The sequence below is a fragment of the Streptomyces sp. CA-278952 genome, assembly GCF_028747205.1.
Classification (GTDB): Bacteria; Actinomycetota; Actinomycetes; order Streptomycetales; family Streptomycetaceae; genus Streptomyces.
Map to the genome: position 1 here is coordinate 5621248 of NZ_CP112880.1, position 11658 is coordinate 5632905.

General features: G+C 72.2%; 11 protein-coding genes. 9 read left to right on the plus strand and 2 right to left on the minus strand.

Annotated features, from left to right (window positions below):
- Positions 1-127 precede the first annotated feature (127 nt).
- The gene (locus N7925_RS25105) at positions 128-871 is read right to left on the minus strand and encodes an MBL fold metallo-hydrolase (RefSeq protein WP_265601696.1); all 744 of its coding nucleotides are present in this window, start codon (positions 869-871) and stop codon (positions 128-130) included.
- Positions 872-1035: 164 nt separating this feature from the next.
- Between N7925_RS25105 and hrcA the strand changes: the two genes are divergently transcribed.
- From hrcA to N7925_RS25140, 7 genes are all read left to right on the plus strand, one after another.
- The gene (hrcA, locus tag N7925_RS25110) at positions 1036-2052 is read left to right on the plus strand and encodes a heat-inducible transcriptional repressor HrcA (protein WP_018961217.1); all 1017 of its coding nucleotides are present in this window, start codon (positions 1036-1038) and stop codon (positions 2050-2052) included.
- On the plus strand, positions 2053-3192 hold the full coding sequence (gene dnaJ, locus N7925_RS25115; protein ID WP_069754761.1) for a molecular chaperone DnaJ: 1140 nt from the start codon (positions 2053-2055) through the stop codon (positions 3190-3192).
- A 133-nt stretch (positions 3193-3325) separates the two neighbouring features.
- Positions 3326-4399, plus strand: a complete 1074-nt coding sequence (locus N7925_RS25120; protein ID WP_274345231.1) for a nitronate monooxygenase — start codon at positions 3326-3328, stop codon at positions 4397-4399.
- Positions 4396-5142, plus strand: a complete 747-nt coding sequence (locus N7925_RS25125; RefSeq protein WP_274345232.1) for a 16S rRNA (uracil(1498)-N(3))-methyltransferase — start codon at positions 4396-4398, stop codon at positions 5140-5142. Before N7925_RS25120 ends, N7925_RS25125 begins: the two co-directional genes overlap by 4 nt.
- Before the next feature lie 91 nt (positions 5143-5233).
- A complete protein-coding gene (locus tag N7925_RS25130; protein ID WP_265601699.1) occupies positions 5234-5593 on the plus strand; it encodes a histidine triad nucleotide-binding protein in 360 nt (119 codons plus the stop codon).
- A 14-nt stretch (positions 5594-5607) separates the two neighbouring features.
- A complete protein-coding gene (locus N7925_RS25135) occupies positions 5608-6522 on the plus strand; it encodes a ribonuclease Z (RefSeq protein ID WP_274345233.1) in 915 nt (304 codons plus the stop codon).
- 57 nt (positions 6523-6579) lie between these two features.
- On the plus strand, positions 6580-7572 hold the full coding sequence (locus N7925_RS25140) for an adenosine deaminase (protein ID WP_274345234.1): 993 nt from the start codon (positions 6580-6582) through the stop codon (positions 7570-7572).
- On the opposite strand, the gene N7925_RS25145 is transcribed toward N7925_RS25140, so the two are convergent.
- Entirely contained in the window at positions 7536-8897 is a 1362-nt protein-coding gene (locus tag N7925_RS25145; protein ID WP_274345235.1) for an MFS transporter, read from the minus strand. The genes N7925_RS25140 and N7925_RS25145 overlap by 37 nt on opposite strands.
- Before the next feature lie 410 nt (positions 8898-9307).
- On the opposite strand from N7925_RS25145, the gene N7925_RS25150 reads away from it, so the two are divergent.
- Both N7925_RS25150 and N7925_RS25155 read left to right on the plus strand, forming a co-directional pair.
- Positions 9308-10450 (plus strand): carbohydrate kinase family protein, encoded by a 1143-nt coding sequence (locus N7925_RS25150; RefSeq protein ID WP_274345236.1) that lies wholly within the window; start codon positions 9308-9310, stop codon positions 10448-10450.
- Between the two features lie 142 nt (positions 10451-10592).
- Positions 10593-11657 carry a PhoH family protein gene (locus tag N7925_RS25155; RefSeq protein WP_274345237.1) on the plus strand — a complete coding sequence of 355 codons (1065 nt, stop codon included), beginning with the start codon at positions 10593-10595 and terminating at the stop codon, positions 11655-11657.
- The last annotated feature ends 1 nt before the right edge of the window (position 11658 follow it).

The window sequence follows — 11658 nt, forward strand, 5'->3', positions numbered from 1 at the left end:
GGCACGACGATATTCGCCCGAGCCGCCGACGGACGTCGAAGACCCGGCCGAGGCAGCCGGGGCGCCCCGGTGACGCCTCTGGAGCACCCCGGAACGTTCCTATGTGCTCCAGGGTCCTCACCGGGGTTCACCCCTCGTCGAGATCCACCTCGAAGCGCTCCGCCAGCGACGCCCGCTGCGCCCGCACGAACGCCGCGTCCACCACCGCCCCGTGCCCCGGCACGTACAGCGCGCCCTCGCCGCCCAGCGCCAGCAGCCTCTCCAGCGCGGCCGGCCAGCGCGAGGTGATCGCGTCCCGGCCCGCCTGCGGCTCGCCCGACTCCTCGACCAGATCACCGCAGAACACCACCGGAGGCTCACCGCCCGTGCCCGGCACCAGCGCCGCGAGGTCATGGCCGCTGTGCCCGGGGCCCACGTTCGCCAGCAGCACCTGACGGCCGCCGCCCAGGTCCAGCGTCCAGTCGCCGCACACCTCGTGGTGCGGGACCACCAGCGTGTCCACCGACCGGGCCGCCTCGCCCTCCGGCACCCCGTGGCGCACCGCCGAGGCGCCCAGGCTCTCCGCCCCGCCGCGCAGCAGCGCAGCGACGCCCACCGCCCCGTACACCTGGGCCCCGGCGAACGCCGCGGTGCCCAGCACATGGTCGAAGTGCGGATGGCTCAGTGCGATATGTGTCACCCTCCGCCCGAGCAGCGCCTCGGCCTGCCGCCGCAGCTCGACGCCCTCGCGCAGCGTGGCGCCGGTGTCGTACAGCAACACGCCGGTCTCCCCGGCGACCAGCGCGGCGGTGGCATCCCAGCCAGGGAGGCGCCGTCTGCCGATACCGTTGCCCAACCGCTCCCAACCGAAGTCTTCCCAAGCGACGTCCATACCACGACGCTAGCGGCAACGACCTGCGCGGTCTCGTGGGGGTATGGCCGGTCGCCCTTGCCCCCGCCCCACCTCACCCCCGTACACTGACCGCGGGGATTGCTGGCACTCGAACGCACCGAGTGCCAGTCAGACACCGAGAGACACAGCTGGAGGTGTGCGCGATGCTCAGCGAACGCAGACTCGAAGTGCTGCGCGCCATCGTCCAGGACTATGTCGGCACCGAGGAGCCCGTCGGCTCCAAGGCGCTGACCGAGCGGCACCGGCTGGGGGTCTCCCCGGCCACCGTCCGCAACGACATGGCGGTGCTGGAGGACGAGGGCTTCATCGCCCAGCCGCACACGAGCGCGGGACGCATCCCGACCGACAAGGGGTACCGCCTCTTCGTCGACAAGCTCGCGGGCGTCAAGCCGCTCTCCTCGCCCGAGCGCCGGGCCATCCAGAACTTCCTCGACGGCGCGGTCGACCTCGACGACGTGGTCGGCCGGACGGTGCGGCTGCTCGCGCAGCTCACCCGGCAGGTCGCCGTCGTGCAGTACCCCTCGCTGACCCGCTCGACGGTGCGGCACGTGGAACTGCTGGCGCTCGCCCCCGCCCGGCTCATGCTCGTCCTGATCACGGACACCGGCCGGGTCGAACAGCGTATGATCGACTGCCCTGCGCCGTTCGGCGAGGCATCGCTCGCGGATCTGCGGGCCCGGCTCAACAGCCGGGTCGTCGGACGCCGCTTCGCGGATGTCCCGCAGCTGGTGCAGGAGCTGCCGGAATCCTTCGACAGCGAGGACCGGGGAACGGTTTCCACGGTCCTTTCCACCCTCCTCGAAACACTGGTCGAGGAGACGGAGGAGCGGCTGATGATCGGCGGCACCTCCAACCTCACCCGCTTCGGACACGACTTCCCGGTGATGATCCGGCCGGTGCTGGAAGCACTGGAGGAACAGGTCGTCCTGCTGAAGCTGCTCGGTGAGGCCACGGACTCCGGCATGACCGTACGGATCGGGCACGAGAACGCCCACGAGGGGCTCAACTCCACGTCCGTCGTCGCGGTCGGCTACGGTTCGGGCGACGAGGCAGTCGCCAAACTCGGCGTGGTCGGACCGACCCGCATGGACTACCCCGGAACGATGGGAGCGGTACGCGCAGTGGCACGTTACGTCGGACAGATCCTGGCGGAGTCGTAAGTGGCCACGGACTACTACGCCGTACTCGGCGTGCGCCGCGACGCATCTCAGGACGAGATCAAGAAGGCATTCCGTCGGCTCGCCCGCGAGCTGCACCCGGATGTCAACCCGGACCCGAAGACCCAGGAGCGGTTCAAGGAGATCAACGCCGCTTACGAGGTGCTCTCGGACCCGCAGAAGAAGCAGGTCTACGACCTCGGCGGCGACCCCCTCTCCGCCAGTGGCGGCGGCGGTGGCGCGGGCGGTTTCGGAGCCGGCGGCTTCGGCAACTTCTCCGACATCATGGACGCGTTCTTCGGCAACGCCGCACAGCGCGGGCCCCGTTCGCGGACCCGGCGGGGCCAGGACGCCATGATCCGGCTGGAGATCGACCTCAACGAGGCGGCCTTCGGCACCACCAAGGACATCCAGGTCGACACGGCCGTCGTCTGCAACACCTGCAGCGGCGAGGGCGCGGCCCCCGGCACGTCCGCCCAGACCTGTGACATGTGTCGCGGCCGCGGCGAGGTCTCGCAGGTCACCCGGTCCTTCCTGGGCCAGGTCATGACCTCGCGGCCCTGCCCGCAGTGCCAGGGTTTCGGCACGGTCGTGCCCACCCCGTGCCCGGAGTGCGCCGGCGACGGCCGCATCCGCTCGCGGCGCACCCTGACCGTGAAGATCCCCGCGGGCGTCGACAACGGCACCCGTATCCAGCTGGCCGGCGAGGGCGAGGTCGGCCCCGGCGGCGGCCCGCCCGGCGATCTGTACGTGGAGATCCACGAGCTGCCGCACGCCGTGTTCCAGCGGCGCGGCGACGATCTGCACTGCACGGTCACCGTCCCCATGACGGCCGCGGCCCTCGGCACCAAGTGTCCGCTGGAGACCCTGGACGGCCTGGAGGACATCGACATCAGGCCCGGCACCCAGTCCGGCCAGTCCGTGCCCCTGCACGGGCGCGGCATCACGCACCTGCGCGGCGGCGGCCGGGGCGACCTGATCGTGCACGTCGAGGTGATGACCCCGTCCAAGCTCGACGCGGAACAGGAGCGGCTGCTGCGGGAGCTGTCCAAGCTGCGCGGCGAGGAGCGGCCCCTCGGCCAGTTTCAGCCAGGTCAGCAAGGGCTCTTCTCCCGGCTGAAGGACGCGTTCAACGGCCGCTGAACCGCTTTCCGCCTTTCACCGCACCGCCCGCCGGTTCCGAACCGGCGGGCGGTGCGGCGTGTAGCGGTGGAACCGGTCACAGCGTCGGCTGGCTGATTCGGCCCTGTTGCACACGACGTGGCACGATGCGGTCATGTCCTCCGAGTTGACCGATCTCTGCCGGTATCCGATCGTGCAGGCCCCTATGGCGGGCGGCGCGTCCGGACCGCAGCTCGCCGGGGCCGTCGCCGAAGCCGGCGGGCTCGGATTCCTGGCCGCCGGGTACAAAACGGCGGACGGGATGTACAACGAGATCAAACAGCTGCGCCGGCTCACGGGCGGGCCGTTCGGCGTCAACCTCTTCATGCCGCAGCCCGCGCTCGCCGACCCCAGCGCCGTCGAGGTCTACCGCCACCAGCTCGCCGGTGAGGCCGCCTGGTACGAGACCCCGCTCGGCGACCCGGACAGCAGCGGCGACGACGGCTACGAGGCGAAGGTCGCCATCCTGCTGGAGGACCCCGTTCCGGTGGTCTCCTTCACCTTCGGCTGCCCCACCCGCGACACCCTGGACGCCTTCGCCAGGGCCGGGACGCACACCGTCGTCACGGTCACCTCCGCCGAGGAGGCCCAGAGCGCCCAGTGGGCGGGCGCCGACACCATCTGCGTCCAGGGCGTCGAGGCGGGCGGTCACCAGTCCACCCACCGCGACGACCCCCAGCTCGACCAGACCGGCACCGGGCTGCTCTCCCTCATCACCCAGGTCCGCGAGACCGTGCAGATCCCGATCGTCGCCACCGGCGGCCTGATGCGCGGCGCGCAGATCGCCGCCGTCCTCGCGGCGGGCGCGGACGCCGCCCAGCTCGGCACCGCCTTCCTGGCCTGCCCCGAATCCGGGGCGCACCTGCTGCACAAGCAGGCCCTGACCAACCCGCTGTTCGTCCGCACCGAGCTGACCCGCGCCTTCTCCGGCCGGCCCGCCCGCGGCCTGGTCAACCGCTTCGTCCGCGAACACGGCCCCTACGCCCCCGCCGCCTACCCCCAGGTCCACTACGTCACCAGCGGGCTGCGCCTGGCCGCCGCCAAGGCCGGGGACGCCCAGGGCATGGCCCTGTGGGCCGGACAGGGCCACCGGATGACCCGGGAACTGCCCGCGGGCGAGCTGATCGAGCTGCTCGCCGCCGAACTGGAGGCCGCCCGGTCGGCCCTGAGCATGAGGAGCCCCCGGTGACCGCACCGGTCTTCGTCGTCGAACGGATGCCCACCGGGCCGGAGTTCGTCCTGGAGGGACCCGAGGGACGGCACGCCGTCTCCGTGAAGCGGCTCCAGCCCGGCGAGGACGTCGTCCTCACCGACGGGCTCGGCCACTGGGCGGAGGGCGTCGTGCGCGCCGCCGAGGGCAAGGACCGGCTCACGGTCACCGGCCTCGACACCCTCCACGAGGAGCCCGCACCCGCCCCGCGCATCACCGTCGTCCAGGCGCTCCCCAAGGGCGACCGGGGCGAGCTGGCGGTCGAGACGATGACCGAGACCGGCGTCGACGCGATCGTGCCCTGGCAGGCGGCCCGCTGCATCACCCAGTGGAAGGGCGACCGGGGAGCCAAGGCCCTGACGAAGTGGCGCAGCACGGCACGGGAAGCGGGCAAGCAGTCCCGCCGGGTGCGCTTCCCCGAGGTGGCCGACGCCATGACGACCAAGCAGGTCGCCGCCCAGCTCGCCGCCGCCGACTTCGCCGGGGTCCTCCACGAGGACCGCGACCACGACAGCACCCCCCTCGCCACCGCCGAACTCCCCGCGGCCGGCAGCATCGTGCTCGTCGTCGGACCGGAAGGCGGCGTCTCCCCGCAGGAGCTGACCGCCTTCGCCGAGGCGGGCGCCCGCCCCTACCGGCTCGGCCGCAGCGTGCTGCGCACCTCCACCGCCGGGACCGCCGCGACCGCGCTGCTCCTGGGGCGTACGGGGCGCTGGGGCTGAAACAGGGCCCGGGGGCCGGGGATAGCATGCCCCTGTACTGATCACCCGATCACCTGTACCGACTCACCAGCGAACGAGGAGGCCCGGCGCCATGGCGGGAGAGCCGCAGTCCGACTGCCTGTTCTGCAAGATCGTCTCGGGAGACATCCCGGCGACCATCGTCCGCGAGAGCGAGACCACCGTCGCCTTCCGCGACATCAACCCGCAGGCCCCGACCCACGTCCTGGTCATCCCGAAGGCCCACTACCCCGACGCCGCCTCCCTCGCCGCCGCCGAACCGCTCATCGCCGCGGACGTCCTGCGCGAGGCCGGGGAGGTCGCCGCCGAGGAGAAGGTCGACGGCAGCGGCTACCGGATCATCCTCAACACGGGCTCCGGCGCCGGCCAGACCGTCTTCCACGCCCACGCGCACGTCCTGGGCGGCCGCGGCCTCCAGTGGCCCCCCGGATAGCGGAGTCACCGACCATGTCCGTACGCGAGCTGGTGGTGCTCGGCACCGCCAGCCAGGTCCCGACCCGGCACCGCAACCACAACGGCTATCTGCTGCGCTGGGACGGCGAGGGCATCCTCTTCGACCCCGGCGAGGGAACCCAGCGCCAGATGCTGCGGGCCGGGGTCGCCGCGCACGACATCGACCGGATCTGCGTCACCCACTTCCACGGCGACCACTCCCTCGGGCTCGCCGGGGTGATCCAGCGGATCAACCTCGACCAGGTGCCGCACCCGGTGACCGCGCACTACCCGGCGAGCGGGCAGCACTTCTTCGACCGGCTGCGGTACGCCACCGCCTACCGCGAGACCGTCGAGCTGAACCAGGCCCCGGTCGCCGGGGCCGGCGGGGTCCTCGCCACCACCCCCGCGTACACCCTGGACAGCGCGAGGCTCTCGCACCCCGTCGAGTCGTACGGTTACCGCCTCACCGAGCCCGACACCCGGCGCATGCTGCCCGCCCTGCTGAAGGAACACTCCATCGCCGGACCGGACGTGGGCCGCCTCCAGCGCGACGGCGTCCTCGGCGGCGTCACGCTGGAGCAGGTCTCCGAGGAACGGCGCGGACAGCGGTTCGCGTTCGTCATGGACACCCGGCTCTGCGACGGGGTGTACGCGCTCGCCGAGGGCTGCGACCTGCTCGTCATCGAGTCGACCTTCCTCCACGAGGACGAGAAGCTGGCCGTCGACCACGGGCACCTGACCGCCGGACAGGCCGCCCGGGTGGCGAAGGAATCGGGCGTCCGTCACCTCGTGCTCACCCACTTCTCCCAGCGCTACGGCGACCCGCGGCTCTTCGAGACCCAGGCCCGCGCCGCCGGGTTCGACGGCGAACTCACCGTCGCCCAGGACCTGACCAGGGTCCCGGTCCCCACCCGCCACCACCCCTGATCCGCCACCGCCCCAGATCCCCTTCTGATCCACCCCCACCCCTGTTTGCGAGACACCGTGCACCTCCCCAAGGCAGAACTCCACCTCCACATCGAAGGAACCCTCGAACCCGAGCTGGCCTTCGCCCTCGCGGAGCGCAACGAGGTGGCCCTGCCCTACGCCACCACCGACGAACTGCGCGCCGCCTACGAGTTCGAGGACCTCCAGTCCTTCCTCGACCTGTACTACGCGCTGATGGCCGTCCTGCGCACCGAGGACGACTTCGCCGAACTCGTCGACGCCTACCTCGCCCGCGCCGCCGCCCAGGGCGTCCGGCACGCCGAGATCTTCTTCGACCCGCAGGCCCACACCGCCCGGGGCGTCCCGATCGGCACCGTCATCGAGGGGATCGGCCGGGCGCTGGAGCGCAGCGAGGAGACCCACGGCGTCTCCACCCAGCTGATCATGTGCTTCCTGCGCGACCTGTCCGCCGAATCGGCCCTCGGCACCCTGGACGCGGCGAAGCCGTATCTGCACCGGATCAGCGCGATCGGCCTGGACTCCGCCGAGGTCGGCCACCCGCCCGCCAAGTTCCGCGAGGTCTACGAGGCGGCCGCCGCCCTCGGCCTGCGCAAGGTGGCCCACGCGGGCGAGGAGGGCCCGCCGGAGTACATCAGGGAGGCCCTGGACGTCCTGGGCGTCGAGCGCGTCGACCACGGGCTGCGCTGCATGGAGGACCCGGAGCTGGTGGAGCGGCTGGTCGCCGACCGGGTGCCGCTCACGCTCTGCCCGCTGTCCAACGTGAGGCTGCGCACGGTCGACAAGCTCGCGGACCACCCCCTGCCGGCGATGCTGGCCGCCGGACTCCACTGCACGGTGAACTCCGACGACCCCGCCTACTTCGGCGGGTACGCCGGGGACAACTTCGACGCCGTCCGCGACGCGCTCGCCCTGGAACCGGAGCAGCTGCGCACCCTGGCCCGCAACTCCTTCGAGGCGGCCTTCCTCGACCACGACGAGGAGCGCAGGGCGCGCTACCTGTCCGAGGTCGAGGCGTACGCGTTCGACTGACCGGAACCGCCGTCCGGACCGGCCGTCCGGATCGCGCTGCGCACCAGCCGCCTCCGCCGCAGGCCCGGCACCCGCAGCTCCGTGACCGCCTGCTCGGGTGAGCCGAGCTTCGGCACCGCGCCGGACAGGCTTCCGGTGGTGGCGGCGAGCAGGGCGGCCGGGGCGCCACCGCGACGACGCACCGAACCGGGCACCAGCGGACGGCCGCCGGTGTGCAGCGCCACGGCGGTCACCGGGGCGGCGACCAGCAGGGTCGCCGCCCCCAGGATCAGCCCCATCGCCGGATAGCCGGCCTCCTCGGAGAGCACACTGCCCAGCAGCGGACCGCAGGCCACGCCCACGGAGGAGGCGGAGCCCGCCAGCACCGCCCAGCGACCGCGTATGTCCAGGGAAGCGGCAAGACCGATGAGGTAGGAGAGGACCACCGGATAGAAGGTGTTCCACACGATCTCGCCGGTCGCGAACGATCCGAGATCCCGGGCCGATGAGCTGAGCACGATGCTCGCCGCGATGACCAGGGTCCCCAGCCCGATCGGCACCGCCCGGCCGAGCCGCGCGCCGAGGATCCCCGCGCCCGTCACACCGAGCAGCCCCGCGCCGAGCGCCGCGGCGAACACCGCGCCGACGGTGACCTCGGACAGCCCCACCTGGACCACGCCGATACGGCTGCTCACACCCCACAGCGCGTTCTGCGCCATCGACCAGACGAGCATGCCGCCCGCCAGGACGAGCCCGGAGCGGCGGTGCGGGAGCCGGCCGGTGACCGGGGAGGCCGACTCCTCCGCCGTCGTCGTACCGCCGAGCCGGGCGGTCGCGGGCCAGACGAGCAGGGCGACCAGGGCGATCGCGGCGAACGGAAGCCGGTGGCCGCCGCCCAGGTGGGGGATGGTCAGGTAGAGGACGCCCGCGGTGGCGGACACGGTGAGCAGCCCGAGCGAGGACGTCCGGTGCGGGTCGCGCCGGGCGGCGATCCCGGCGGCGGCGACCGCCGTCGCCGTGCCGGAGCCGAAGCCGCCGACGACCACGCCGAGCACCACCAGCGGCACGGACGTGGCGAGCGCGGCGCCCCCGTAACCGACGGCGGCCAGCACCAGTCCGAGGCGGGCCGGGGTGCGTGCCCCGTACCGCTCGACCCGGCCCGCCAGGGAGAAGCCGGCACCGGCCGAGCTGAGGAGCAGGGCGCTGCCGACCAGGCCGGCCTGGGCGGGGCTCAGCCCCAGCTGGGCGCTGAGCCGGCCGACGATGGTGGGGAGCAGGTAGGAGGCGAGGTAACCGGCGGTGAACACGGCCACCAGGGGCCACGCGGCACCAGGGCGCGAGGACATGGGCGTTCCTGAAGACATGCCTGAGCAGGCAGGGGGGAGGGGGAGGGGTGGAGCGGGGCACAGCGGAGCGAGCGGCGCATGCGAGGCAGGCGACGGCACGCGGGTATGGCAGGGGTTTACAGCGGAATGCTGAGATATGCGGCTCTCGTCGGGGAAGGTCCCCGAAGGTGCTCGCGGGGCAATTTGTATCAAGCGCTTCCAGCTCCCCGGAAGTCGCCCCGCTGTGATCTGAGCCACTTATGTGTTTATGGAGGCCAACCCCGGGTATTAGCGCATGTTTATGCAGGTCAGGCGTGCTGCGAACACATGGGCGTGGACACTGCGTTCGCCCGGGCGTATCGGGCAGACTGGGCGCACCTCACACGGTCCGGATCCGGCCGAGATCCGCCGCACGACACCGGGAGCGCACGGTGAGCACAGACACTCCGGGCATCGACCCGCTGCGGGCGCTGCGCGCCCCCCGGGACCCCGCCTGCGACGTCTTCCTGACGGGCCCGGTCTTCCTCGACATCATCTTCACCGGCCTGGACAGCGCCCCCGTGCGCGGCACCGAGTCCTGGGCGCGGGGGATGGGCTCCAGCCCCGGCGGCGTCGCCAACATGGCCACCGCCCTCGCCCGCCTCGGCCTGCACACCTCCCTCGCCGCCGCCTTCGGTGACGACCACTACGGGGAGTACTGCTGGGACGCCCTCGAACAGGGCGAGGGGATCGACCTGTCGATGTCGCACACCGTCCCCGGCTGGCACTCCCCGGTCACCGTCTCGATGGCGTACGAGGGCGAGCGCACGATGATCTCGCACGGCCACGAGGCACCCCCTCCGACCGGAACGTCCTCCGGGGCCGGCGTTCCCGCTGGAACACCCGTCCAGGCCGCTCCCGCCCCGGCCTTCCCGCACTGCCCGCCGCGTGCCCGGGCCGCCATCGCCTCGCTCACGCCGGGCCGGGGCGAGCCCTGGGTGGCCACCGCCGCCCGCAACGGCGCGCTGATCTTCGCCGACGTCGGCTGGGACGAGACCGGCCGCTGGGACCTGGACGCCCTGCCCGACCTGGCGCACTGCGAGGCGTTCCTGCCCAACGCCGAGGAGGCGATGCGCTACACCCGCACCGACTGCCCGCGCGCCGCCGCCCACGCGCTCGCCGAACGCGTCCCGCTCGCCGTGGTCACCCTGGGCTCCGAGGGCGCGTACGCGGTGGACGGCCGCACCGGCGCCGCCGCGGCCGTCCCCGCCATCGAGGTGGAGGCGCTCGACCCCACCGGCGCCGGGGACGTCTTCGTCGCCGGCTTCGTGACCGGCACCCTCGCCGACTGGCCGCTTGCCGACCGGCTCGCCTTCGCCGGGCTCACCGCCGCCCTCTCGGTCCAGGAGTTCGGCGGTTCGCTCTCCGCCCCCGGCTGGGCCGAGATCGCCGCCTGGTGGCAGCTGATCCGCACCTGCGCCGGCCAGGAGCCCGCCGCCCTGGAGCGCTACGCCTTCCTGGACGACCTCCTGCCCACCACGGCCCGCGCCTGGCCGCTGCGGCGCGCGGTGCCCACGATCGGCTTCCGCCAGTGAGCGGCCGCCGACCCGGGTCGCACACACGGGCGGTAAAAGCACTCCGCGTTGTCACCGCCAGGTCGTAGGCTTGGTGGTCCAGAGGTTGTCGAGCAGCGAGAACCCTGCAACGGGAGGTATGCGCAGGCCCGAGGGCCGGCCCATGACTCAGACACCCACACAGCCGCAGGCGCGTGCCCAGATCAGGATCCCGGCCGCACACCCCATGGTGATGCTCCTGGGATCGGGTGACTCGCTGTTGCGCGTGATCGAAGAGGCCTTCCCGGCGGCCGACATCCATGTCCGGGGCAACGAGATCAGTGCCACGGGCGAGGCCGCCGACGTCGCTCTCATCCAACGCCTGTTCGACGAGATGATGCTCGTGCTCCGCACCGGAGCGCCGATGACGGAGGACGCAGTGGAACGGTCGATCGCCATGCTCAGGGCGGCCGGCAGCGGGCAGGGGGACCCCCAGGGCGAGACGCCCGCCGAGGTGCTCACGCAGAACATCCTCTCCAACCGCGGCCGCACCATCCGCCCCAAGACGCTCAACCAGAAGCGGTACGTGGACGCGATCGACGAGCACACGATCGTGTTCGGCATCGGCCCCGCCGGCACGGGCAAGACCTACCTCGCCATGGCCAAGGCCGTCCAGGCCCTCCAGTCGAAGCAGGTCAGCCGGATTATCCTGACCCGGCCCGCGGTCGAGGCGGGGGAGCGGCTCGGCTTCCTGCCGGGCACCCTGTTCGACAAGATCGACCCGTATCTGCGCCCGCTCTACGACGCCCTGCACGACATGCTCGACCCCGACTCGATCCCGCGGCTGATGGCGGCGGGCACGATCGAGGTCGCGCCGCTGGCTTATATGCGGGGTAGAACTCTTAATGACGCGTTCATCATCCTCGACGAGGCGCAGAACACCAGCGCCGAGCAGATGAAGATGTTCCTCACCCGCCTCGGCTTCGACTCCAAGATCGTCATCACCGGTGACGTCACCCAGGTCGACCTGCCGAGCGGCACCAAGAGCGGGCTGCGGCAGGTCCAGGACATCCTGGAGGGCCTGGACGACGTGCACTTCTCCCGGCTCACCTCCCAGGATGTCGTCCGGCACAAGCTCGTCGGCCGTATCGTCGACGCGTACGAGAAGTACGACAGCCGAAACGGTCAGCAGGACGGTCAGGCGGAAGGCCGCGAAGACGGCCGACGCGACCGCCGTAAAGGGAAGTAGT

What these genes read in the sequence shown, in the direction of transcription:
- N7925_RS25120 (WP_274345231.1), top strand. Translation starts at nt 3,326, where the DNA reads ATGTCCTCCGAGTTGACCGATCTCTGCCGGTATCCGATCGTGCAGGCC.
- N7925_RS25135 (WP_274345233.1), top strand. Translation starts at nt 5,608, where the DNA reads ATGTCCGTACGCGAGCTGGTGGTGCTCGGCACCGCCAGCCAGGTCCCG.
- N7925_RS25130 (WP_265601699.1), top strand. Translation starts at nt 5,234, where the DNA reads ATGGCGGGAGAGCCGCAGTCCGACTGCCTGTTCTGCAAGATCGTCTCG.
- hrcA (WP_018961217.1), top strand. Translation starts at nt 1,036, where the DNA reads ATGCTCAGCGAACGCAGACTCGAAGTGCTGCGCGCCATCGTCCAGGAC.
- N7925_RS25105 (WP_265601696.1), bottom strand. Translation starts at nt 871, where the DNA reads ATGGACGTCGCTTGGGAAGACTTCGGTTGGGAGCGGTTGGGCAACGGT.
- N7925_RS25145 (WP_274345235.1), bottom strand. Translation starts at nt 8,897, where the DNA reads ATGTCCTCGCGCCCTGGTGCCGCGTGGCCCCTGGTGGCCGTGTTCACC.
- N7925_RS25155 (WP_274345237.1), top strand. Translation starts at nt 10,593, where the DNA reads ATGACTCAGACACCCACACAGCCGCAGGCGCGTGCCCAGATCAGGATC.